This is a genomic window from Hominifimenecus sp. rT4P-3, assembly GCF_051055405.1.
In the GTDB taxonomy this organism is placed as follows: Bacteria; Bacillota; Clostridia; order Lachnospirales; family Lachnospiraceae; genus Pseudolachnospira.
This window is the reverse complement of record NZ_CP167068.1, coordinates 2,487,996-2,511,831: the sequence shown is the minus strand read 5'-3', so window position 1 is coordinate 2,511,831 and position 23,836 is coordinate 2,487,996. Positions and strand designations below refer to the sequence as shown.

The 23,836-nt window shown below is 48.0% G+C and carries 29 protein-coding genes; 27 read left to right on the top strand and 2 right to left on the bottom strand.

Annotation, left to right across the window (positions count from 1 at the left end; translation table 11 throughout):
• The first annotated feature begins 250 nt into the window (after positions 1-250).
• The 23 genes from ACCC71_RS11575 (at position 251) to ACCC71_RS11465 (ending at position 18,532) form a co-directional block, all read left to right on the top strand.
• Positions 251-391: a hypothetical protein gene (locus tag ACCC71_RS11575; RefSeq protein ID WP_244802083.1), complete on the top strand. Its 141-nt coding sequence runs from the start codon at positions 251-253 to the stop codon at positions 389-391.
• Complete coding sequence (locus ACCC71_RS11570) at positions 392-1,753, top strand: tetratricopeptide repeat protein (protein WP_434309778.1); 1,362 nt, start codon at positions 392-394, stop codon at positions 1,751-1,753.
• 218 nt (positions 1,754-1,971) lie between these two features.
• Positions 1,972-2,298: an STAS domain-containing protein gene (locus ACCC71_RS11565; RefSeq protein ID WP_434309777.1), complete on the top strand. Its 327-nt coding sequence runs from the start codon at positions 1,972-1,974 to the stop codon at positions 2,296-2,298.
• A gap of 17 nt (positions 2,299-2,315) precedes the next feature.
• Positions 2,316-2,768 carry an anti-sigma F factor gene (gene spoIIAB / locus ACCC71_RS11560; protein ID WP_434309776.1) on the top strand — a complete coding sequence of 151 codons (453 nt, stop codon included), beginning with the start codon at positions 2,316-2,318 and terminating at the stop codon, positions 2,766-2,768.
• Positions 2,761-3,474: a SigF/SigG family RNA polymerase sporulation sigma factor gene (locus ACCC71_RS11555; protein WP_434311854.1), complete on the top strand. Its 714-nt coding sequence runs from the start codon at positions 2,761-2,763 to the stop codon at positions 3,472-3,474. Before spoIIAB ends, ACCC71_RS11555 begins: the two co-directional genes overlap by 8 nt.
• Positions 3,475-3,511: 37 nt before the next feature.
• Positions 3,512-3,673: a hypothetical protein gene (locus ACCC71_RS11550; protein WP_434309775.1), complete on the top strand. Its 162-nt coding sequence runs from the start codon at positions 3,512-3,514 to the stop codon at positions 3,671-3,673.
• Positions 3,646-4,278 (top strand): stage V sporulation protein AA, encoded by a 633-nt coding sequence (locus ACCC71_RS11545; RefSeq protein WP_434309774.1) that lies wholly within the window; start codon positions 3,646-3,648, stop codon positions 4,276-4,278. The genes ACCC71_RS11550 and ACCC71_RS11545 overlap by 28 nt, the downstream gene beginning before the upstream one ends.
• Positions 4,268-4,693: a stage V sporulation protein AB gene (locus ACCC71_RS11540; protein ID WP_434309773.1), complete on the top strand. Its 426-nt coding sequence runs from the start codon at positions 4,268-4,270 to the stop codon at positions 4,691-4,693. The genes ACCC71_RS11545 and ACCC71_RS11540 overlap by 11 nt, the downstream gene beginning before the upstream one ends.
• A 58-nt stretch (positions 4,694-4,751) precedes the next feature.
• Positions 4,752-5,201, top strand: coding sequence for a SpoVA/SpoVAEb family sporulation membrane protein (locus tag ACCC71_RS11535; protein ID WP_434309772.1), 450 nt, complete (start codon positions 4,752-4,754; stop codon positions 5,199-5,201).
• Positions 5,198-5,386: a hypothetical protein gene (locus tag ACCC71_RS11530; RefSeq protein ID WP_434309771.1), complete on the top strand. Its 189-nt coding sequence runs from the start codon at positions 5,198-5,200 to the stop codon at positions 5,384-5,386. Before ACCC71_RS11535 ends, ACCC71_RS11530 begins: the two co-directional genes overlap by 4 nt.
• A gap of 275 nt (positions 5,387-5,661) precedes the next feature.
• On the top strand, positions 5,662-5,973 hold the full coding sequence (locus ACCC71_RS11525) for a hypothetical protein (RefSeq protein ID WP_434309770.1): 312 nt from the start codon (positions 5,662-5,664) through the stop codon (positions 5,971-5,973).
• A 4-nt stretch (positions 5,974-5,977) separates the two neighbouring features.
• Positions 5,978-7,021, top strand: coding sequence for a V0D/AC39 family V-type ATPase subunit (locus ACCC71_RS11520; RefSeq protein WP_434309769.1), 1,044 nt, complete (start codon positions 5,978-5,980; stop codon positions 7,019-7,021).
• 12 nt (positions 7,022-7,033) lie between these two features.
• Positions 7,034-9,040: a V-type ATP synthase subunit I gene (locus tag ACCC71_RS11515; RefSeq protein WP_434309768.1), complete on the top strand. Its 2,007-nt coding sequence runs from the start codon at positions 7,034-7,036 to the stop codon at positions 9,038-9,040.
• Between the two features lie 11 nt (positions 9,041-9,051).
• Positions 9,052-9,492, top strand: coding sequence for an ATP synthase subunit C (locus ACCC71_RS11510; protein ID WP_434311853.1), 441 nt, complete (start codon positions 9,052-9,054; stop codon positions 9,490-9,492).
• Positions 9,493-9,509: 17 nt separating this feature from the next.
• A complete protein-coding gene (locus ACCC71_RS11505) occupies positions 9,510-9,818 on the top strand; it encodes a V-type ATP synthase subunit F (RefSeq protein WP_434309767.1) in 309 nt (102 codons plus the stop codon).
• 31 nt (positions 9,819-9,849) lie between these two features.
• Positions 9,850-10,437: a V-type ATP synthase subunit E gene (locus ACCC71_RS11500; protein ID WP_434309766.1), complete on the top strand. Its 588-nt coding sequence runs from the start codon at positions 9,850-9,852 to the stop codon at positions 10,435-10,437.
• Entirely contained in the window at positions 10,430-12,196 is a 1,767-nt protein-coding gene (locus tag ACCC71_RS11495) for a V-type ATP synthase subunit A (protein ID WP_434309765.1), read from the top strand. The genes ACCC71_RS11500 and ACCC71_RS11495 overlap by 8 nt, the downstream gene beginning before the upstream one ends.
• Positions 12,197-12,207: 11 nt before the next feature.
• Positions 12,208-13,593: a V-type ATP synthase subunit B gene (locus tag ACCC71_RS11490; protein WP_434309764.1), complete on the top strand. Its 1,386-nt coding sequence runs from the start codon at positions 12,208-12,210 to the stop codon at positions 13,591-13,593.
• Positions 13,594-13,605: 12 nt separating this feature from the next.
• Positions 13,606-14,226: a V-type ATP synthase subunit D gene (locus ACCC71_RS11485; protein WP_434309763.1), complete on the top strand. Its 621-nt coding sequence runs from the start codon at positions 13,606-13,608 to the stop codon at positions 14,224-14,226.
• Positions 14,227-14,535: 309 nt separating this feature from the next.
• Complete coding sequence (locus ACCC71_RS11480; RefSeq protein WP_434309762.1) at positions 14,536-15,225, top strand: YjjG family noncanonical pyrimidine nucleotidase; 690 nt, start codon at positions 14,536-14,538, stop codon at positions 15,223-15,225.
• 45 nt (positions 15,226-15,270) lie between these two features.
• Positions 15,271-16,605, top strand: a complete 1,335-nt coding sequence (gene mgtE, locus ACCC71_RS11475; protein WP_434309761.1) for a magnesium transporter — start codon at positions 15,271-15,273, stop codon at positions 16,603-16,605.
• A gap of 113 nt (positions 16,606-16,718) precedes the next feature.
• Complete coding sequence (locus ACCC71_RS11470) at positions 16,719-18,056, top strand: MATE family efflux transporter (protein WP_434309760.1); 1,338 nt, start codon at positions 16,719-16,721, stop codon at positions 18,054-18,056.
• Positions 18,057-18,244: 188 nt separating this feature from the next.
• Positions 18,245-18,532 carry a DUF2325 domain-containing protein gene (locus tag ACCC71_RS11465; protein ID WP_434309759.1) on the top strand — a complete coding sequence of 96 codons (288 nt, stop codon included), beginning with the start codon at positions 18,245-18,247 and terminating at the stop codon, positions 18,530-18,532.
• Positions 18,533-18,617: 85 nt separating this feature from the next.
• Here the strand turns inward: ACCC71_RS11465 and ACCC71_RS11460 are convergent, their stop codons facing one another.
• Together ACCC71_RS11460 and ACCC71_RS11455 are read right to left on the bottom strand one after the other, a co-directional pair.
• Positions 18,618-19,655: an aldo/keto reductase gene (locus tag ACCC71_RS11460; RefSeq protein WP_434309758.1), complete on the bottom strand. Its 1,038-nt coding sequence runs from the start codon at positions 19,653-19,655 to the stop codon at positions 18,618-18,620.
• Positions 19,656-19,835: 180 nt separating this feature from the next.
• Entirely contained in the window at positions 19,836-20,210 is a 375-nt protein-coding gene (locus tag ACCC71_RS11455) for a metal-dependent transcriptional regulator (protein WP_434309757.1), read from the bottom strand.
• Positions 20,211-20,565: 355 nt separating this feature from the next.
• Between ACCC71_RS11455 and ACCC71_RS11450 the strand changes: the two genes are divergently transcribed.
• The 4 genes from ACCC71_RS11450 (at position 20,566) to ACCC71_RS11435 (ending at position 23,750) form a co-directional block, all read left to right on the top strand.
• Entirely contained in the window at positions 20,566-20,775 is a 210-nt protein-coding gene (locus ACCC71_RS11450; protein WP_434311852.1) for a FeoA family protein, read from the top strand.
• 20 nt (positions 20,776-20,795) lie between these two features.
• Positions 20,796-21,017 (top strand): FeoA family protein, encoded by a 222-nt coding sequence (locus ACCC71_RS11445; RefSeq protein ID WP_434309756.1) that lies wholly within the window; start codon positions 20,796-20,798, stop codon positions 21,015-21,017.
• Positions 21,018-21,130: 113 nt separating this feature from the next.
• Entirely contained in the window at positions 21,131-23,542 is a 2,412-nt protein-coding gene (gene feoB / locus ACCC71_RS11440) for a ferrous iron transport protein B (RefSeq protein WP_434309755.1), read from the top strand.
• Between the two features lie 19 nt (positions 23,543-23,561).
• Positions 23,562-23,750, top strand: a complete 189-nt coding sequence (locus ACCC71_RS11435; protein ID WP_434309754.1) for a FeoB-associated Cys-rich membrane protein — start codon at positions 23,562-23,564, stop codon at positions 23,748-23,750.
• The last annotated feature ends 86 nt before the right edge of the window (positions 23,751-23,836 follow it).

Sequence of the window (23,836 nt, the reverse complement as noted above, 5' to 3'; positions counted from 1 at the left end):
TTTACGATATATCGAAGAACGATATAAATATAGCAAATGCGGGTATCTCTGTCAACCAAGAATTTCGCTTTGCGAAATTCTCTGCCTACGGCGGGGCAGCTTTGCTGCCATTTTCCTTTGAAAGAAAAAAATATTCCGTCGATTCCTGCGAAAGAAACCGCTTGCATAATTCCCGCCTTTCCGTATAATAGATTTATGTATAAGCCTGTCCCATGGGAGGATAGGCGGATGGCTTTACCGGAGGAAATACATGATTAACTTTGAAGAGGAACTGAGCAAATTTAAGCCGAGTAAGGAGATTGAGCAGGCCGAAGATGTGATTGTAAATATGAATCTAAGGGACATGACGGATATCATGCTGGAGATTTTAAAGGAAAAGGAGCAGCAGTAGATGAATTGTTACAAATGCGGAAGCGTACTGGGCTCGGGAAGGCTCTGTCTGCGCTGTGGTGCGGATGTGACGATTTATAAAAAAATCGTACGGATTTCCAATAGCTGCTACAATGCAGGCCTGGAAAAGGCTAAAGTGCGAGATTTGACCGGCGCGGCGGAGCTGCTCGGCAAGAGCCTCCAATTTGATAAGAAAAATATTCCCGCCCGAAATTTATTGGGCCTGGTCTATTATGAAATGGGGGAGATTGTCGAAGCGCTGAGCCAGTGGGTAATCAGTAAAAATTTTCAGCCAGAGGAAAATCCAGCCGATGAATATCTAGGCCGGGTTCAAGGGAATAAATCGGATCTGGAACGGATGAATCAGGCGATCAAAAAGTTTAATCAGGCCTTGGATTATATCCGGCATGACGGAGAAGATCTGGCGATCATTCAGCTAAAAGGCGTAATTGGACAACATCCCCGGTTTTTGAAGGCCTATCAGCTTTTGGCGCTTCTTTACATCAAGGAAGGGGACTATTCCAAGGCAAATAAGATTTTAAAGAGGGCGCTTCAGCAGGATAAAGGAAATACTTACTGCCAGAAATATGTAAGAGAAATTCGGGGAAAGATCAGTAAACCGAAAAAGCAGGTTTCTTACATGGAGCAGGAAATGTCGCAGCAGGCGGCGGAGGATGTGATTGTGCCGGCTTACCGGGAAAAGCCGCGGGTGCTGCACCTTTTATTGGGACTTGCTACCGGGATTGCGGTGTGCGCCTGTACCTATTTTTTCCTTCTGGCGCCAGCCATAGAGCGGGAAGAAAATAACCGTTGGAATCAAACGGCGATCTCTTACAATGAAAAAATCGAGCAGAAGGATTCGGAAATTTCTTCTTTAAACAGCAGTGTTACCGATCTCCAAAGTCAGGTAGATACGATGAAAAAGGAGATGGAGCAATACACGGGGGAGAACGGCACGATTACCAATTATGATCGTCTACTGACGGCGCTCAATTGCTACATGAGCGAGGATTGGGGAAATTTGGCGTCTGCTTTTGCCGATATTCACCGGGAACAGGTGGAATCCCAGGCGTTTGGGACGGTATACGATTTTTTGAAGAATTTTATGGACAGCGGGGGTGTTGTGGAGAAGATTTTCCAGAATGGAATGGAACTTTACAACAACTATAAGTACAATGACGCCATGCAGATTTTTGAAACCTGCGTGGAACTGGACCCACAGTTCGACGCGGGGATCTTCTATATTGGCATGTGTTATGAAAATACAAGACGGGATAGTGAAGCGGCGGCTTATTTCAAGCGGATCGTCGATGAATTCCCGCAGAGCCAGTACTATCAGCAAGCGAATAGCCGTATTCGCTGATTGCATAGCCGAAAAAGACAAAAGACAACCATCAGAGACAAAGGATCTGGTGGGTGTCTTTTTCTTTTTTCTTCCCTAGAATTCGGGCATCAAAAGGTCCCTGTATGAAGAGTATCGGAATATTTTGTAGAGTTTCGGAGCGAGTACTTCTAGGATTTTGTGAATTTGTGAAAAGCATTCACAAAAATAGGAAATTCTTTGTTCAAGGAGGAGGATTTATGGAATATGAATTGATTGGAAAAAATTTGGTGATCCATCTGCCGGAGGAGCTGGATCATCATAGTTGCCAAACGTTAAAAACGGATACAGAGGAGTGTTTGCGTTCCTGCGATATTAAACGGATTGTTCTGGATTTTTCCGCGGTAAATTTTATGGACAGCACAGGCATCGGTGTGATTCTAGGGCGCTATAAACGGATGCAGGAGGCAGGAGGGGACGTCGCTCTTTATGGAGCCGGGCGGCGGATTCGCCGGCTGCTTCGAATGTCCGGTATTGAAAAACTGGCGGCGGTCTGCGAAGAACAAGCGGACGCCCTGAAACGTTAGAAGGGAGAGAACGGATTATGAAAGAGGAACAAAGAGAGAAAATGACGTTGACGATGGAGAGCCGTTCCAGAAACGAGGCTTTTGCCAGAGCTGTGGTTGCGGCATTTGTCGCCCGTCTGGACCCGACGATGGAAGAGTTGGAGGATATTCGAACCGCGGTTTCTGAGGCCGTTACCAACGCGGTGGTACATGGATATCGGGATTCGGAAGGGGAAATTCGGCTGAGTGCGGAGATAGAAGGAAATGCGCTAAAACTGGAGATTCAGGACTGGGGCGTGGGGATTGCCGATGTAGAAAAGGCAATGGAACCCCTCTTTACGACATGCCCGGAAGGAGAACGATCCGGCATGGGCTTTTCTTTTATGGAAGCATTTATGGACAACCTTACCGTGCATTCCGCGCCAGGCGAAGGGACAACGGTCTATATGGAAAAGAAAATTGGTTTGGGGGACGGCAATGGAAATGGATGAGAACCTGCGCTTGCTTGAAAAAGCGGCAAAGGGCGACCGGGCGGCACGGGATCAGTTGGTGACGGATAACCTGGGACTTGTCTGGAGTATTGTCCGGCGTTTTGAACGGCGCGGCTATGAATTGGAAGATTTAGCCCAGATCGGCTGTATTGGCCTGATCAAAGCGATTGATAAATTTGATCTAGGTTACGAGGTAAAGTTTTCCACCTATGCCGTTCCCATTATCACCGGCGAGATTAAACGATTTCTCCGGGACGATGGGATGATTAAAGTCAGCCGGTCCCTAAAGGAAATGGCCATGAAGGCACGTTTAGCCACAGAACAACTGGGAAATCAGCTGGGCCGGGAGCCAACCCTGGGAGAACTTTCCGATAAGATGGGGGTAGGAGCGGAGGAATTGGCGGCAGCCTTGGAATCCGGCGCTGAGGTGGAGTCCTTGTATCAGACCATCTATCAAGGAGAAGGGAACGATATTCAGTTGGTAGACCGACTGGCGGAAAAAACGGATTTTCAGGAAAAAGTATTGAATGAGATGGTTCTGGAAAAACTATTGGAGGATTTGACGGAAAAAGAAAAAATCTTGATTTCTATGCGTTATTTTGAGGAGAAGACCCAATCCCAAGTAGCCGTTGTGCTGGGAATTTCCCAGGTACAAGTTTCCCGTATGGAAAAGAAAATTCTGCAGCGCCTTCGATTAAAACTCTAAAAAACGGCCATACTATCCGTAAAAGGAGGTAGAGCCTATGAAAAAGACTTTCCTCTGGAAGGGAATCGTGCTTTTGCTTATTTTGTGTCTGCTGATAGCGGGTTTTTGGATTTTTAAGCAAAAAAAGCCGGAGATTTCTGCCGGCGCTACGATGATTCGGAGGTGCGGACAGTGTCTGGAAAGAAAGAACTTTTTGTGAAGATGAAAGACAAGGCTTCCGTGCGGGAACGCCAGATTCGTTTGGGGCAGATTGCGGAGATTTGGTGTGAGCAGCCGGCGGAAAAACAGAAGTGGGAGCGTTTACTGATCGCACAGGTGCCGCCGGAAGGAAAACATAGATATGTTTTTTCCGCCTTGCAGGTCTTGGAAAAGATCCAGAGTGAAGATTCCGGGGCACAGGTGACTTTTGTCGGAGCCAGCGATACGGTGGTGGATTGCCGAAAAAAGCCGAATAAACACGCTTGGCTGGAGCATGTAAAGACAGCAGTGGTCTGTATCATTACATTTGTGGGAGCCGCCTTTGCTATCATGACATTTAACAATGATGTGGATGTAGGCTCCATATTCCGGACTTTGTACGAGTTAGCCATTGGCCAGCCGTCGGACGGTAGAACGGTATTGGAGTGGACGTATTCTCTGGGATTGTTTTTGGGTATTGTCATCTTCTTTAACCATTTTTCCAAGCTGCGGGTATCCGACGATCCTACGCCGCTGGAAGTTCAGATGAGAGTATATGAGCAAGATGTAAACACGACGATCATTCAAAATTCGGAAAGAAAAGAGGATGGCGTCGATGTTAGGTAATAAAATTTTGCTTGGAATCGTTGGCTTTGCAGCTGGCGGAATTATTTCCGCCGGCGTTTTTGCTTTTATTAGTGCAATCGGACTGGTACAACGTCTGGCTGGAAAAACGGGAACAGCGCATCGAATGCGCTGGTACGAGGATTGTTTCGTTCTAGGAGGGACGCTAGGAAACTTAGCGTTTCTCTATGATATTCCAGTTCCAGGCGGACAGATCCTTTTAGGAGTGGTAGGGGCCGCTTACGGCGTATTTGTCGGCTGTCTGATTATGTCTTTAGCGGAGACGCTCAATGCTTTTCCGGTACTCTGCCGCCGGCTGAAGCTCTCAGAGGGAATGCATTTTCTGGTATTTAGCCTTGCTCTTGGAAAATGTCTAGGTTCCTTTTTTTATTTTATTCAAGGAATGACAGGATCCTGAGGAACGCTTTGGTTAATTTGACGGAAAGCGGGAAATACTATGGAAAAGGAGGAAGCGTATGAACGAACAGGAATATAGCGAGTATATCAAACAAGTGACGCCAACCCACAATACATTTCTCAATGTAATCAAGGCATTTCTGGTAGGAGGCGTAATCTGCACCATTGGACAGGCTCTTACCAATTGGTTTATTTCCATGGGAACAGCGAAAGAAGATGCCAGCGTTTGGACTTTGATCTGCCTGATCTTAGGAAGTATTGTGTTGACTGGCCTGAATTTGTTTCCTTCCATTGTAAAATTTGGCGGAGCAGGAGCGCTGGTACCGATTACCGGGTTTGCAAACTCTGTGGTAGCTCCGGCTATCGAATATCAAAAAGAAGGAATGGTATTTGGTATTGGCTGTAAAATTTTTACAATTGCCGGTCCAGTGATCCTCTATGGAACCGTAGCCAGCTGGGTCTGCGGAGTAGTCTACTGGATTTTAAGAACATGGGGGGTATTGGGATGATCGAGCAGGAATTACCGGTTGGTTTTGGCTTTAGTTTGGCGATGAATGAGAGCGCGATGAACCGTTTTGCCAGTATGAGCGATGCGGAAAAAAAGCAGGTTTTGGAGGCGGCCAGACAGGCCCAGACAAAAGACCAAATGGAGCAGATTGTAAGAGATATTGCCCAGTTGGAAGATATCCGTTAAAAAAGTAAAAGAGGACAAAGGAAAGAGAGAGTTTCAAGTTTTGCATTTACACAAAACTTGGAACTCTCTTTTTTAAATCTAAACGGAATCTTAGCGTTTGGGCTTGAGGGCCAAGAAATGCCGATTTTTCTATGCTTTTTTATGAAAAAGTCGATTTTTCTTTATATACCAAAAAAGTAGGAGAGAAAAATATCCTTCCCTTTTCGCGAAAAAGGTGTATGATAAGATGAGACTAAATTGGGATTCCCAGAGAGAAAGGCAGGCGAAAGAGGCGAATGGAAAATGTGATCAATAAGTTGTCGGAGATCGAGACGATTGCATCGAAAATTATGGAGGCGGTAATCGCCCGAAAAAAGGAAATCGCTAGCCAGAAGGAAGCGGAAAAAAAAGCTTTTGACGCACGTCTGGAGGAAGAGACTGGAAGACAGCTTGCAGAAATTCGGAAGAAGTTGGAAGAGGGAAAAGCGGTGGAACTGCGGAAGCTCCAAGATAGCGTGGACCGCGTGATGGATCGGATGGAGACGGATTTTGATGCAAAGAAAAATGAGATGGCAAGTGAAATCTGCTCTAAAATATTAGGGATGTGAGAAGATGGGCACATTATTATCCTACAGTGGGCTGACCACTAAAATCCGGGCCATGGAGAGCCGACTGCTGAAAGAGCCTCAATATCGGGAAATTTCGGAACTGCTGACCGTTCCCCAGGTAGTGGCTTATTTGAAGCAGCAGCCAGGTTATCAGAAGTTATGGTCGGAAGTAGATGAAGAGAAGCTTCATCGAAATGAGGTAGAACATTTACTGAGGAGGACGATTTATCAGGATTTTGCGAGGATTTATCATTTTGCGAATCCGGAGCAGAGAAAATTCCTGGATTTATATTTTAAGCGTTATGAAATCGTGGCGATCAAGCAGTGCATGAATAATATTTTTGATCACCGGGATGTGGTTTTGGATCTATCGTTGTTTGTTGAGTTTTTTGAACGTCATTCAAAGTTAAATTTGGAAAAACTGACCGGGTCTTCTTCGATGGAAGAATTCATTGAGAATCTAAAAGGGAGCGAGTACTACGCCGTACTTAGCCGCTTAAAAGACAGCATGGTCCATCCGCTTGTTTTTGACTATGGCATGGTGTTGGACCAGCGCTATTTTACTCAAATCTGGAAGGCGAAACAAAAACTTTTTAAGGGAGTGGATTTAGAAGAGGTTACGATGGCCTATGGTCAGAAGTTTGATATGCTGAATTTAAACTGGATTTACCGCTCAAAAAAGTACTATCGAATGTCGCCTCATCAGATTTATCCCTTGTTGATACCAGTCCGGTATAAGTTGAAGCGGGACGAGGTGAAACGGATGGTGGAGGCGGAAAGCGATGAAGAATTAAAAACCCTTTTGTATCAATCTTACTACGCGAAAATCCGCAGTGAGATGTCCCCGGAAAGCTTGGAGGAGGCGTACGTTTATATCCTTCGGAGTATTCTAGAAAAAGAGGCAAGGAGCCATCCGCATTCTGTGGCGGTTATGTATTCCTATCTTTACCATAAGGAACATGAAATCAATCGTTTGACCACGGCCGTGGAGTGTGTTCGTTATGGTATTCGGCCAGAAGAAACCATTCAGTATGTGATGAAGAACTAAGGGAGGGCGGAAATGATTGTAAAAATGAAATTTCTGAGCATCACAGGTCCAAAAGAGGATATCGACCGGGTGGTAAATCAGTATTTGTCGAAATATGAAATTCATTTGGAAAATGCGCTTGCTCAACTGACGGAGATACAGCATCTGTCTCCGTATATCCAGGCGAACCCATACCGGGACGCGCTGGGCAAAGCCAATGAGTTTGTACGGTTGCTGGGACCTGAGGCAGAAATCAGTCAGCCAGAACCGATGGAAGTGGGAGAAGCGCTCTCTTTTATTGGAGAGTTGGAGAAAAAACTATTAGAAAATGAGGAACGGCGGACAGCGCTGGAGACACAGAAGACAAGCCTAGAAAACGAAATGCGGACGCTGACGCCTTTCCGGGGATTGCCGGAAAGTATGAAGGTGATCTTGAATTTTCGATTTATCCGCTGCCGTTTTGGACGGATCGGGCGAGAGTTTTACAGCAATTTTGAACAATACGTCTATGACAGTTTGGACACGGTCTTCTATAAAAGCTACATGGATGAGAATTATGTCTGGGGAGTATATTTCGCTCCTCGCACCCAGATCGATCAAATCGACGCGGTCCTTTCCTCCATGCACTTTGAGCGTCTGTTTATTTCAGAACAGTACGAAGAGTATAAAGGGACGCCGGGGGAAGCTTATGCAGAACAGGAAATGAGCCTCAGGGAAGTGACTCGTCAGATCCAGGAGTGCAAAAACGAAGCCATAGGAATTCTTCACACCGAAGCCCAAAGAATCATCTCTGCCAGAGAATGTCTCAACGCTCTTTCCGTCAATTTTGATGTGAGAAAGGTTGCGGCCTGCGTGAAGGAAAAGAGGGATACCTTCTACGTCCTTTGCGGCTGGATGGCAGAAAAAGACGCGTATCAGTTCCAAAGAGAAGTAGAACACGATGAGAATCTATTTTGCATCATCGAAGACGACAGAAACAATATTCACTGCAAGCCGCCGACAAAGCTAAAGAATCCAAGGATTTTTAAACCCTTCGAGATGTTTATTCGGATGTACGGCCTGCCGGATTACCGGGAGATCGACCCGACGATTTTCGTGGCGATCACCTATACGTTTATTTTTGGCGCTATGTTTGGCGATGTGGGGCAGGGGCTTTGCCTGGCTGTGGGGGGATTCCTTCTATACCATTTTAAGAAGATGGATCTGGCCGCAATCGTCGGTGTCGCGGGGATTTTTTCCACCATATTCGGTTTCCTGTTTGGCAGTGTCTTTGGATTTGAGACTTTGGAACCGCTTTGGCTGCGGCCGATGAATGCGATGATGGATGTTCCATTTGTCGGGCAGTTAAACACCGTGTTTATTGTGGCGATTGCCTTTGGTATGGGGCTGATTCTCTTGTCCATGATCTTCCATATCGTCAATGGGATAAAGGCCAAAGACCCGGAAAACATCTGGTTTGACACCAATGCGGTGGCTGGATTGGTCTTCTATGGTTCGGCTGCGGTATCCATTGTTTTGCTGATGACCGGACATACGATGCCGGGGGCGATTGTGCTTCTTCTCATGTTTGGCGTGCCGCTGCTGCTGATTTTCCTGAAAGAGCCGTTGACCGCTCTCGTAAAAAGGAAAAAGGAGAAAATCGAAGGCGGCAAGGTCATGTTCGTGGTGCAGGGATTTTTTGAACTGTTTGAGGTGCTGTTAAGCTACTTCTCCAATACCTTGTCCTTTGTCCGTATCGGCGCTTTTGCCGTCAGCCACGCGGCCATGATGAGCGTGGTTTTGACCTTGGCCGGAGCGGAAAATGGGGGTTCCACCAACTGGGTGGTAGTCGTTTTGGGAAATCTATTTGTCTGTGGCCTGGAGGGGTTGATCGTCGGTATTCAGGTGCTGCGTCTGGAATACTATGAAATGTTCAGCCGTTTTTATAAGGGTACAGGAAAAGAATTTGTTCCATTCTTATACCGAAGCAAGCTGCACGGGACCAATGGAACGTGGAAGATACAAGGAAAAGAAAAACTGAGAAAAAGAGAGAATATCTAGGAGGTATTATGATGACAACATTAGCGATGATTACACTGGCAGTAGCATTGGTTTTGAGCGTTCTGATTCCTTTTGGCGTGTTTCTTTTGGGTCAGCGCACAAAAGGGCGCTATAAAGCGGCGGTAGGAGCCAATGTATTCTTATTTTTTGGAACGCTTTTGATTGCGGCGGTTGTGATGTTTGGCGGCGGAACGCCTGTGATGGCGGAAGCGGGAGCAGCCGAAGGCGCAGGGATCGCCACCGGACTTGGCTACATTGCGGCTGCTTTGGTTACCGGACTTTCCTGTATCGGCGGCGGTATCGCTGTGGCCAGCGCGGCCAGCGCGGCTTTGGGCGCGATCAGCGAGGATCAGTCGGTACTTGGTAAATCGTTGATTTTCGTCGGCCTGGCCGAAGGTGTGGCCTTGTATGGATTGATCATTTCCTTCATGATTCTGGGTAAGCTGGGATAAAAGAAGGCGGGCAGGCGATGAAGATGTTTTTGATTAGCGACAATAACGACACCCTGACCGGGATGCGCCTGGCAGGCGTGGAGGGCGTAGTTGTTCATACAAGGGAAGAACTGCGGGAAGCTTTGGAAAAGGCGTTGACTGATAAGGAGCTTGGCATCTTACTCCTGATGGAACGGTTTGGCCGGGAATTTCCAGAGTTGATTGACGATGTGAAGCTCCACCACCGTCTGCCGTTGATTGTGGAAATTCCGGACCGTCACGGAACCGGGCGGGCGCCGGATTTTATTACCTCCTATGTCAATGAGGCGATCGGTTTGAAGCTATAAGGAGCAGAAACAGGAAGGTAGGTGGTTTCAGTTGACGACCCAGGAAAAATTGCAGCATTTTTATGAGGTTTCTGTGGAGAATGCGAAGACAGAAGCGGAAGAAGCTGTGAAAGAATATGAGCAGGTATTGGAAGCGTCTCTGGAAGAACATCGCCAGGCGAGATTGCGCCAGGCGGAAATGGAACGAAAAGCGGAGGCGGATAACGCGAAACGCCAGGTCAACAAAGCGCTTTCAGCGGAGCAGCTGCGAATCAAGCGGAGGCTTTCCAATAAGCAGGAGAAGTTGAAAGAAAAGCTATTCCTGCAAGTAGCAGAAAAGCTAAATGCGTTTCGGGAAACGCCGGAGTATGAAAGTTATCTGGTAAAAAAGATCGAGGAAGCCAAAAACTTTGCCGGAGAGGACACGATGGTACTGACGATCGGCGCGGGAGACGCCGCGCTGGCAGAATCCCTGGCAAAAAAGGGCGGCCATCCGGTGGAGGTTGCCGCGGAAGATTTTGGAGGCGGCCTGCAGGCGGTAATTCCTTCGAAAAACATTTTGATTGACAATGCCTTTTCTTCTCTGATTGCAGGGGAAAAGGAGGAGTTTACCTTTGATGGGAGGATACTCCATGACTAAGACAGGAATCATTTATGGGGTAAACGGCCCAGTCATTTATCTGAAAGGCAACACAGGATTTCAGATGTCGGAGATGGTCTATGTCGGCAAGGAGCGCTTGGTTGGCGAGGTGATCTCTTTAAAAAAGGATATGACCACCATTCAGGTGTTTGAAGAAACTACTGGTTTGATGCCGGGAGAGGTCGTGGAAGCTACCGGGGATGCAATCTCCGTGACGCTTGGGCCAGGAATTCTGCACAATATTTTTGATGGAATTGAGCGGCCTCTGGGAGAAATCGCGAAACAGTCGGGAAAATATATCTCCCGCGGTATGAGCGTGGATGCCCTGGACCGGCAGAAAAAGTGGAGTACCCACGTGGTTGTGAAAGAAGGCGAGGAAGTCAATGGAGGAACGATCATCGCGGAGGTGCCGGAGACCGAATCCATCGTGCATAAATCCATGATTCCGCCGGAGCTTTCCGGAGTTCTTGCCTGGGTGGCGCCGGATGGAGAGTACACCATTGAAGAACCGATCGTGATTGTTCGCACGAAAGACGGTGGGGAAGTGCCGGTTTGCCTGGCGCAGAAATGGCCCATCCGCATTCCGCGTCCGGTGGAAAAGCGGTATCCGGCCAGCAAGCCTCTTCTGACCGGCCAGAGAATTCTGGACACGTTGTTTCCCATTGCGAAAGGCGGTACTGCCGCGGTGCCGGGCGGATTTGGAACCGGAAAGACCATGACTCAGCATCAGATTGCCAAGTGGTCCAACGCGGATATCATCGTCTATATTGGCTGTGGGGAGCGTGGAAATGAGATGACGCAGGTCCTGGAGGAGTTCGGGGAACTGACCGACCCAAGAACAGGAAACCTTTTGATGGACCGGACGACGCTGATTGCCAATACGTCCAACATGCCGGTGGCCGCTCGTGAGGCTTCCATCTATACAGGCGTGACGCTGGCGGAGTATTACCGGGATATGGGATATGACGTGGCCATTATGGCGGATTCGACTTCCCGTTGGGCGGAAGCTCTCCGTGAGTTGTCCGGCCGCCTGGAAGAGATGCCAGCGGAGGAAGGCTTCCCGGCGTATCTGGCTTCCCGTCTGTCCGCTTTTTATGAGCGGGCTGGGGATATGCAAAACCTGAACGGAACAGAAGGTTCTGTTTCTATCATTGGCGCGGTATCCCCTCAGGGCGGCGATTTTTCGGAACCGGTGACTCAGAATACGAAGCGGTTTGTCCGCTGTTTCTGGGGATTAGACAAATCTCTGGCTTACGCCAGACATTTCCCAGCCATTCATTGGCTGACCAGTTACAGCGAATATCTGAACGATTTGGCTTTTTGGTATAAAGAAGAGGTATCCCCGAAGTTCGTGGATGACAGGAATCAGATTTTGGCGATTCTAAATAAGGAAAGCAGCTTGATGGAAATCGTCAAGCTGATCGGAAGCGATGTGCTTCCGGACGATCAAAAGCTGGTCTTGGAGATTGCCCGTGTGGTACGTCTGGGCTTTTTGCAGCAAAATGCGTTTCATCCGGATGATACCTGCGTGCCCATGCAGAAGCAATTTTTGATGATGGAGATTATCCTCTATTTTTATCAGAAATGCCGCGAGCTGGTGGCCATGGGAATGCCCATGTCCGTCTTAAAGAGCGAGGATATTTTTGAGAAGATTATTTCCATCAAATACGATGTGCCGAACGATCAGTTAGGGATGTTTGAGGATTATCGGAAACGGGTGGATGAGTTTTATCAGAACGTCTTAAAGAAGAACGCATAAGGAGGAAGCATATGCCGATTGAATATCTGGGATTAAGTGAGATCAACGGTCCTCTTGTGGTTCTGGAGGACGTAAAAGGCGCGGCTTACGATGAGATCGTTGAGTTTCGCATGGATCATGGCGAGCGTAAGCTGGGGCGTATTGTGGAAATATATGAGGACCGGGCGGTGATTCAGGTATTTGAGGGAACCGAAAACATGTCTCTTCAAAATACCCACACCAAGCTGACCGGCCATCCCATGGAGGTAGAACTTTCTCCGGAGATTTTGGGGCGTACCTTCAATGGAATTGGAGAGATTATTGACGGTCTGGGACCGATTCTTCCGGAGACAAAACGGAACATCAATGGGCTGCCGTTAAACCCGGTGACCCGCGAGTATCCAAGGAACTATATCTGCACGGGAATTTCCGCCATTGACGGCCTGACCACGCTGATCCGTGGGCAGAAGCTTCCGATCTTTTCCGGAAACGGTCTGCCCCATGACCAACTGGCGGCGCAGATTGTACAGCAGGCGTCCCTGGGTGGCTCCGGGGATGAAAAATTTGCCATTGTTTTTGCCGCCATGGGAGTCAAGTACGATGTAGCGGAGTTTTTCCGCCGTACCTTTGAGGAAAGCGGGGTTTCCGACCATGTTGTGATGTATCTGAATCTGGCCAACGACCCGGTGGTGGAGCGGTTGATTACGCCAAAAGTTGCGTTGACCGCCGCGGAATACCTGGCTTTTGAGAAGGGCATGCACATTTTGGTGATCTTGACGGATATTACTTCTTTTGCGGAAGCCATGCGTGAGGTGTCTTCTTCCAAAGGGGAGATTCCTTCGAGAAAAGGCTATCCGGGCTATCTTTACAGTGAACTGGCGACGCTTTATGAGCGCGCCGGAATCGTCCAGGGAGGCGAGGGTTCGGTGACCCAGATTCCGATTTTAACCATGCCGAACGACGATATCACCCATCCGATTCCGGATTTGACGGGATATATTACGGAAGGGCAGATTGTGTTGGAGCGCACGCTCCACGGCCAGGCGATTTATCCGCCTATTAACGTGCTGCCGTCCTTGTCCCGTCTGATGAAAGACGGTATCGGAAAAGGCTACACCCGCGAGGACCATCAGGACGTGGCCAATCAGCTGTTTTCCTGCTATGCGAAAGTGGGAGACGCAAGGGCGTTGGCGTCGGTCATCGGTGAGGATGAACTGTCTCCTTTGGACAAAAAATATCTGGAATTTGGCAATGCTTTTGAGCGCCAGTTCGTCGGGCAGGGACCTACGGAAAACCGGACGATCTTAGAGACCTTGGATAAAGGCTGGGAGCTTTTGCGGATGATACCGAGGGAAGAACTGGATCGAATCGATACCAAGATTTTGGAGAAGTATTACCCGGCGGAAAAAGGCGAGTAAAGGGGGGAGCGTATGGATCCGAATACATTTCCCACAAAAGGCAATCTGATTCAGGCGAAAAATTCGCTGGCGCTGTCGCGGCAGGGCTTTGAATTGATGGATAAGAAACGAAACATTCTGATCCGGGAATTGATGGAGCTGATTGATCAGGCAAAGGACATCCAGTCTCAGATCGACGTTACGTTTCGGACGGCCTATGGGGCTTTGCAGAAAGCCAACATGGTTTTGGGCATTAACTTTATCCAGCAGATCTCCTTTACCGTGCCGGTGGAGGATTCGATTCGGGTAAAGACCAGGAGCGTTATGGGAACGGAGATTCCGCTTGTGGAGTCCGAGCCTTCCACCAATGTGCCGACTTATGCTTACTATAGCACGAAAGCGGTATTGGACGAGGCAAAAGCTGCTTTTGAGAAGGTAAAGGAGCTGACGGTCCGCCTGTCTATGGTGGAAAATGCCGCTTACCGGCTGGCAGTCAGCATCAAGAAAACGCAGAAGCGTGCCAACGCGCTGAAAAATATCACGATTCCAAAGTACGAACAGCTGACGAAAGACATTACCAACGCTTTGGAAGAGCGGGAGAGGGAGGAATTTACCCGCCTGAAAGTAATCAAGCGGATGAAATCCTCTGGGTAATGGGAACTTTTTAAACGCGGACGAAGGGGACGCTTTATAGTTTGTTTAGAAAATCATAAGGGAATTGTTAAACACAAGGTGAGAAAAGTGTGGTATTATAATATTGCGATTAGCAAAGCGATACCTACCTATTATGTTGAATGACAGTACTCACAAGCAAAGAAGGGGAGCCGTTAGGTTCCCCTTCTTTGCTTGTGAGTACTCAGGTGTCAAGAAGTCTTATTTCGGAACAGTAATTTGGTGGTTCCCAAAAGCTATTTTTTCGTTTATAATAAAAAAGTATGAAAACTCGGAAAAGGAGGAACCGCAATGCGTGCATATGACTGGATTTTTTTTGATGCGGATGGAACATTGTTGGATTTTGCAACGACAGAACGGCATGCCTTGGAACGGACATTTCGGCAATTTGGCTACCCCTTTGACGAGGCGATACGAAAGCGATATGAAGACATTAACCACGGTCTCTGGAAAGATTTCGAACGAGGGCGGATTACCAAGGACGACGTATTAAACAACCGTTTTTCCCGGTTGTTTCGAGAGATCGGCGTTGTTCGTGGTGAAAATGACAGAGCCTTTGAAAAAGCCTATCAGGATGCGTTGGCGGAAGGAACAGACGTGACAGAGGGAGCGGAGGAAGTGCTTTCTTATTTAAAGGGAAAATACTTCCTTTATGTGGCGACCAATGGAGTTGCCTCTACTCAATACAAACGTCTGCGTCAGTCTGGTTTGGCGCGCTATTTTGACGGGATTTTTGTGTCGGAGGAAATCGGTTTCCAGAAACCGCAAAAGGAATATTTTTCAGCCTGCTTTGCGAAGATTCCAGGAATTATCCCGGAACGGACGCTGATCGTGGGCGACTCCCTGACCTCCGATATGGCGGGAGGGCAGGCCGCGGGGATGGCGACCTGCTGGTTTCATGGTGAGGAAGAAGCAAATACAGAAGATCTTCCGATTACCATGGAGATCCGCCGATTGACGGAATTGAAAGAAATCTTATAGCGAAGGGGCGGGGACGCGCCGCCTCCGCGTAGAAGGGAGGCTACGATGGAGAAACAGGCGATGGAACTTTTGGAGCAAAGGAGATTCAGCGAGCTCCGGGAGTTATTAAAAAATATGGAACCTTTCGATATTGCAAATATGCTGGAAGATATTCCGGAGGAAGAGCTGCCTTTGATGTTCCGGATTTTGCCAAAGGAGCTGGCGGCGGATGTGTTTGTCGAGATGGATTCCGATATGCAGGAGCTTTTGATTACGAGCTTCAGCGATCAAGAGCTAAAAACGGTGATGGATCAGATTTATCTGGACGATACGGTAGATATTATTGAAGAGATGCCCGCCAATGTGGTCAAGAGGATTTTAAAGCATACAGACCCGGAGCTGCGGATGCGGATCAACGGTATCCTTCAATACCCAGATGATTCCGCTGGAAGTTTGATGACCATTGAGTACGTAGATCTGCGAAAAGATATGACAGTGCTCGATGCGTTCACTCGGATTCGCCGTACCGGCGTGAACAAAGAGACGATTTATACCTGTTATGTGGTGGATCAGAACCGAACGCTGCTGGGTTTAGTTTCGGTAAAGACGCTGCTGCTTTCCAATTATGAAGATGTCATTGAGGACATCATGGAGACCAATATCATCTATGCGACTACGCTGGAAGATCAGGAAGCAGTGGTGGAAACCTTTAAAAAGTACGATTTGCTGGCGCTGCCGGTGGTGGATATGGAGCAGCGGCTGGTGGGAATCATCACCTTCGATGATATCATGGACGTTATGCAGGAAGAGGCCACCGAGGATATTGAAAAGATGGCGGCTATCATGCCTACGGACCGGCCTTATATGAAGACGGGCGTTTGGGAGACCTATAAGAAGAGAATCCCTTGGCTGATGTTTTTGATGATTTCGGCGACCTTTACCAGCATGATTTTAAACCACTTTGAGAGCGCTCTGGCAGTGGTGCCGTCGCTGATCGCCTTTATTCCTATGTTAATGGATACCGGCGGAAACGCGGGAGGACAGGCATCGGTGACCATCATTCGCGGACTTTCTCTCAATGAGATCGAGTACCGGGACATGCCGTCCGTCATTTGGAAGGAATTTCGCGTGGCGGTTTGTTGCGGCGCGACCTTGTCCGTGATCTGTTTTGCAAAAGTGATGGTGGTGGATCGAAAGGATATGCTGACGGCTTTGGTGGTCGCGGTTACGATTTTTGCGGCGGTCTGTGTGGCCAAACTGGTGGGGTGTACCCTGCCGGCGCTGGCAAAGAAAATTGGCTTTGACCCCGCGGTGATGGCAAGTCCGTTTATCACGACGATTGTGGACGCAGTTTCTCTGATGATTTATTTTGCTGTGGCGGCGTTGATTTTTCATATGTAGCATCGAAAAACAGAATAAGAAAGTGAGGCGTTCAAAAGTTACCCCTGTGGTACAACATATGGTTGTATGGTAGCTGTTGGACGCTTTTCTTTTAAATAAAGGAGGTGAGATCCGTGCATCCAAAAGAAAAGAAGCCGGAAACAGTGGCTGTTACGCTGATCAAATTTTGCGTGCCGTTGATTTTGAGTGGGATTTTGCAGCAGCTTTATAATTGGGCGGATGCTTTTATTGTTGGAAATGTAGTAGGGGAAAACGCGTTGGCGGCGATTGGGGCAACCGGTACGATCAGCCATTTATTTTTGTTGGCTATTAATGGATTTACCCTTGGATTGGGCGTGCTGTTTGCGCAGCAGTTTGGCGGTGGAAAGAACGAAGCAATTACCAAAATGCTTTCTTCTTTTACCGTGATTCTTGGGATGGTCTTCTTGATTTTAGCAGGGATAGGGATAGTAAGCGCGGAGCCATTCCTTCGACTTCTCAATACTCCTTCGGATACGATTCAGATGGCGGCGGATTATCTGCGGATCATACTGATCGGAGTTCCCGTTATGGCGGTGTACAATGTCTATACAGCGGCAATTCGAGGCGTGGGCAATAGTCGAGCTCCGTTTTTTTCTATCCTTTGTTCTTCTGCTGTCAATGTGCTTTTGGATGTGATTTTGGTCGCAGGTTTTTCAATGGGAGTAAAAGGCGCGGCCATTGCAACGGTGGCGGCGCAGATGGCCATGACCGGATACATTATCCTCTACAGTAGAAAATATGAATTTTTGAGGATTCGCTTGTCTGGATGGAAATCTGATAGAACGGTGATAAAAGAGGGGGCATGCCTCGGCTTTCCGCCCATGATACAGTCCTGTGTTAATGCTTTTGGAAAATTGCTTTTGCAAAATTTTATGAACGGATTTGGGATGCAGACAGTGGCGGCTATCACCACAGCATACCGGGTAGATACCATTATTTTTCTCCCAATGATCAATCTTAGCTCCGGTATTTCTACCATGGTAGCCCAGAATCATGGGGCTGGAAAACAGGAAGAGATACCGAAGGTAGTTAAGACGGGAACAATGATTATGGCGGCGGTGTCCCTGGTTTTGACTGGCCTTGTGATTCAGGCGGGCGGTCCTTTAATCGCTATGTTTGGCGTCGGTGTGGAGGCTACAGAGATTGGCAGAAACTTTTTCCGGGGGATCGCGAATTTTTATGTGGTGTATGGCATTTCCATGTCTATTCGCGGATATCTGGAAGGAATGGGGGATGTATTTTATTCCAGCCTGGTTGTTATAATTTCCTTAGCATTCCGTATTTTGTTTTCCTATGGGTTTGCTTCCGTGGTGGGAAATTTAATCATCGCTTATGCAGAGGCAGCCTCCTGGGGGGTAATGCTTGCCTTGTATGTGGGGCGAGTTGTGTGGAAAGAAAGAGTAAGAAAGCAAGGAAAGAAAAATGCTTGACAGAAAAGGGGAAATATGCTATTTTTGAAATGAGTTAGCGAAAACTAACTAAATGTCAGCAGATAAAATAGGAAAATTTTATTTTTTTGCTCATAAGTTAGTAAAAACTAACCGCCAAGCATCGTGTCACAAAAGGGACGATATAGGGGCCGCAATTAAAGTAATATTGCGGCGGAAAGGGGACAAAAATGAGCGTTGTAATTGTGGGAGGCAATGAAGGAATGGCTTGCCAATATGAAAGCATCTGTAAACAGTATGGCTGTAAGGCAAAAGTGTTTACAAAAGAAAATGGATCGTTAAAACGAAAATTGGGATGTCCGGATCTGTTGATTCTATTTACGAATACGGTGTCCCATAAGATGGTAATTAGCGCCTCCCAGGAAGCAAAGCGCAATCATGTGCCGATCGCTAGAGTTCATGGCAGCAGCGCGACAGCTTTGCATGCGGTGTTGAAAGAACGATGTTTTTTTGGATAAGCATTTCTTATTCTATTAGAGAAAAAGGCTTTTCTAAGATGGACCAATATCGGGTAGAATCGTCCAATTGCTGCATGGCCGCCTGTTAAATTTTTTGATTTCCGGTAGACCAGACGTGCTTTTCCTGTTTGCTTTCTGCGGTATTTTGAGCCATGACGCCCACAAGAGGATGAGGGACGTAAGGCTCTTCCAGGTATGCGAGTTCTTCCTGAGTCAGCGTGACTTCGACGGCTTTTGCGGCACCTTCTACATGGTGCAGTTTCGTGGCGCCTACAACGGGAGCGGTTGTTTTTGTCAGAAGCCATGCGAGAGAAAGTTCTGTCATAGAAACTCCTTTCTTTGCGGCTAACTCCATCACCCGTTTTATGATTTCGTTATCTTGTTCGCCCATGCCGTCGTATTTCAATTTGGCATAGCTGTCTTCGGTCATTCGCTTGGAAGTTTCGCCGGGGCGCCTCGCGAGGCGTCCCCCAGCAAGAGAGCTGTACGGCGTCAAGGCAATGTTTTCCTCTCTGCAATAAGGAACCATTTCCCGTTCTTCTTCACGGAAGATCAGATTGTAATGTCCCTGCACGGATACAAATTTTGCAAAGCCTTCCTTTTCTGCCAAGGCATTTGCCTTGGCAAGCTGCCATGCAAAGCAATTGGAGATCCCGATATAGCGGGCTTTCCCAGCTTTTATCACCTGATTCAACCCTTCCATAATTTCATAAAGAGGGGTTCCATAATCCCACATATGATAGATGTATAGATCAACATAGTCCATGCCAAGATTCGTAAGGCTTCGATTTAACATCCTCTCAATGTGCTGCTGCCCAGTAATCCCTGCCTCGATTTCTTCCGGTGTGCGGGGAAGAAACTTGGTAGCGACTACAACTTCGCTGCGTTTGGCGTAGTCTCGCAGAGCCCGGCCAAGGTACTGTTCGCTGGTACCGCTTTGATAGGCAATGGCCGTGTCAAAAAAGTTAATGCCAAGCTCTAGCCCACGTTTGATAATCTTGCGGGACTGTTCTTCGTCGATGGTCCAGGTGTGCTGTCCATTTTTTGCGTCGCCAAAGCCCATACAGCCCATGCAGATCGAAGACACAGATAAATTGGAATTTCCCAGTTTTACATATTTCATAACAGATACCACCTTCAAGAACATATTTTAGAAGCGAAAAATGTAGGTATTCCTTTTAGAATACCTACATTGTATAATGATTTTTCAATGATATCCAATACCTATAGGCAATGGTATGAAATGCCTGAAACGCATTTCTATTTTTGTTAACGGAAGAAATCACAATGGATGGAGAAAGCGTTATTTTTCCGGACGGGTTTGCACATGAGCTTTGATGGCTTCAAAACTCTCAGCGCTGATGACGTGTTCAATCCGGCAAGCGTCCTCAGAGGCAATGCGGGGGTCTACGCCTAAAGCAGTCAACCAGTTGGAGAGAAGGCGATGGCGTTCGTATATCTTTTCCGCGATTTCCCTTCCCTTGTCCAACAGGGTGATATAGCCGCTGGTATCCATTTCAATATATCCATTTTCGCGCAGGTTTTTCATGGCAACACTGACGCTGGGTTTCGAAAACTCCAATTCATTGGCGATGTCGATGGAGCGAACCGCGCCGCTGCGTAAGTGCAGGATTAAGATCGTTTCCAGGTAATTTTCAGCAGATTCCTGTATTTTCATTGTCCATACCGCCTTTCAAAATCTTAGGGACAAATTCGTTCTTGTGGGATCCTGAAGTCAAAACTTGCTTCTAACCGACCTAAGGAATCTTCAAATCCAGCTTCATTTATTCCTCTCTACAATCCGACCCCAGGACTCCTCCCGGCTTCGCTGGGCCCCTCCTCAGGTCATATGCTGGGCCCCTCCTTAGGTCATAGTATAACACATTTTTTATGGTTGGTTCAAGGGGGGAGAAAAAAGTGCTTGACATGAAGGTTAGTTGGTGCTAACATGTAGATGGTTAGAGGAATCTAACTAATGATTCCAGTATGGATTTGCTTTTCATTGCAGAACAGGTACAGGTGGAGGAGACATGATGCCGTTAACGTTTGCCGATGTAGGAGAGGAAAATCGGATTCAGAGAGTAGGTGGAAAACCGGAGGTGCGCGCACATCTGGAGAACCTTGGATTTGTAACCGGGGGGAGCGTCACGGTGATTTCTACGATCGGAGGAAATCTGATTGTAAATGTCAAGGACAGCCGTGTAGCGATCAGTAAAGAGATGGCCAGCAAAATTATGGTTTGATCTGGAAAGGAGAATGTGGGATGAGAACATTGAAAGAGGTAAAAACGGGCAATACGGTTCGAGTGGTAAAGCTTCATGGCGAGGGCGCGGTGAAACGCCGGATTATGGATATGGGAATCACCAAGGGGACGGATGTCTATGTACGCAAGGTGGCGCCTTTGGGCGATCCTGTGGAAGTGACAGTGCGCGGCTATGAATTGTCTTTGCGGAAAGCGGACGCGGAGATGATTGAGGTAGAGTAAAGAATTGTTCTAAGAATTTCTTTGATTCGAGCAAAAAGGGGCCGTAGCCCCGACTTTTTTAGAGAAGAGTTAGCCTCGGCTAATCATAAGATAGAAAGGATGGGTAGGATATCATGAAGATACGCATTGCTTTGGCGGGAAATCCGAACTGTGGAAAAACAACATTGTTTAATGCGCTGACTGGCGCCAACCAGTTTGTTGGAAACTGGCCTGGTGTAACCGTGGAGAAAAAAGAGGGAAAGCTGAAAAAAAAGGAAGATGTGATCATCACAGATCTTCCTGGTATTTATTCTTTATCTCCGTATACATTGGAAGAAGTGGTGGCAAGAAATTATCTCATTCAGGAACGGCCGGATGCGATTTTAAATATTGTGGACGGTACAAATCTGGAGAGAAACCTGTATTTGACAACGCAGTTGACCGAACTGGGGATCCCAGTGGTAGTGGCGGTCAATATGATGGACCTTGTTCGGAAAAATGGGGATAAAATTTATATAGAAGAACTTTCCCGTCAGCTGGGCTGCAAGGTTGTGGAGATTTCAGCGCTGAAAGGAACCGGTATCGAGGCAGCGGCGGAAGCGGCCATCGAGGCGGCAGGCGGGGCAAAAACCGTTCCGCAGCACAGTTTCACCGGCGCGGTGGAGCATGCCCTGGCGCATATTGAAGAGGCGGCGGTTCACCATCTGCCGGCAGAGCAGCAGCGGTGGTATGCCATTAAGATTTTTGAGCGGGATGAAAAAGTTTTGGCCCAGATGAAGCTTCCTGGAGATGTGCAGAGCCATATTGAGAAGGACATCCAGGCGGCGGAGCAGGAGATGGACGACGATGCGGAGAGCATTATTACCAATGAGCGTTATCTTTATATCGCTTCCATTATCAAGGGATGCTATAAGAAGCAAAACGCCGGCCGGCTTTCAACATCGGATAAAATTGACCGCGTTGTGACCAACCGATTTCTGGCGCTGCCGATCTTTGCGGCGGTTATGTTTATCGTATATTTTATGTCTGTCTCTACCGTTGGAACCTGGGGAACCGATTGGGTGAACGACAGCTTGTTTGGCGACGGCTGGCACCTATTTGGCATCGGAACCGCGGATTATGAAGAAGCGGCGGAAGCCTATGTGGAACCGGCGGCTATTGTGGAAGCATTTGAGGCAGAGGCAGAAGCGGTCGGAGTGGAACCGGAAACGGCGGTAGATTTGACGACCACCGCAGTTTTGTATGACGACGAGGGAAATGTGGAATCGGAGATTCCGGTTACGCATGAGTCCTATCTGGAAGCAGCCGCTGTAGAAGAGCCAGATCCAGCGGAATACGGCGTGTGGGTACCTAGTATTCCAGCGCTGGTCGGGAATGGTCTGGAAGCCATTGGGTGTGCCGAGTGGCTGGAAGGGTTGATTTTGGATGGTATTGTAGCTGGCGTTGGAGCTGTCCTTGGCTTTGTGCCGCAGATGCTGGTGCTGTTCCTTTTCCTGGCGTTTTTGGAAGCTTGCGGCTACATGGCCCGCGTAGCCTTTGTCATGGATCGGATTTTCCGTAAGTTTGGTCTTTCCGGAAAATCCTTTATTCCGATGTTGATTGGAACCGGCTGCGGCGTGCCTGGAATCATGGCGTCCCGCACCATTGAGAATGACCGCGACCGGAAAATGACGATCATGACGACCACGTTTATTCCCTGCGGCGCAAAATTGCCAATTATTGCCCTGATTGCTGGAGCCCTGTTTGGCGGGGCCTGGTGGGTGGCTCCCAGCGCTTACTTTGTTGGTATTGCCGCTATTATTGTTTCTGGAATCATGCTGAAAAAGACACGGATGTTTCGCGGCGATCCGGCGCCCTTTGTGATGGAGCTTCCGGCTTACCATTGGCCGACAGTTGGCAATGTACTCCGTTCCATGTGGGAGCGGGGATGGTCCTTTATCAAAAAGGCAGGAACCATCATTTTGTTGGCGACTATCCTGGTTTGGTTTACCTCTAGCTTTGGCTGGGCGGACGGCTCCTTTGGAATGGTAGAGATGGATGACAGTATCCTGGCGGCGATTGGAAATGCCATCGCCTGGATTTTTGCTCCGCTTGGCTGGGGACATTGGCAGGGGGCGGTGGCATCGATTACCGGCTTGATCGCCAAGGAAAATGTGGTCGGCACCTTCGGCGTTTTGTTTGGCGGTTTTGACGAAGTTGCTGAAAATGGCTGGCAGATCTGGGTAAACATGCGTCAGGCCTTTACTCCTTTGGCGGCTTATTCCTTCCTGGTTTTCAATCTTTTGTGCGCGCCTTGTTTTGCGGCGATCGGTGCAATCAAAAGAGAGATGAATAACGCCAAGTGGACCTGGTTTGCCATTGGGTATCAGTGCGGTTTTGCCTACGCGGCAGCTTTGGCGATTTATCAGCTGGGAATGCTGTTTTCCGGAAATGGAAATGTAATTGGTTCGGCGGCGGCCATCGCGGTGGTGGCAGCGCTCTTGTTCTTGCTGTTCCGGCCTCAGCCAAGGGAAGGCAGAATGTTGGGTGCAAAAACATTAGCTTAAAAAATAGGAGGAAACGCGGATGTGGGATATTCTGATGGAGAATCTGGGGACGGTTGGGGTTAGTATTTTTCTGCTCGTGATTCTCGCCCTGGTCATTCGGAGTATGATACGGAACCGAAAAAGTGGAAAATCCAGTTGCGGCTGCGGCTGCGAGCATTGCGCGTCCTCCGGGATTTGTCACAGCCAGGAACGAACGAGAAAGAAATAGAAAAAACGGAACGTGATTTATAAAAGTTTCAAAAAGAGACAGCAGGAACAGCCGGAAGGCTTGACCTGCTGTCTTTTGATATCGGA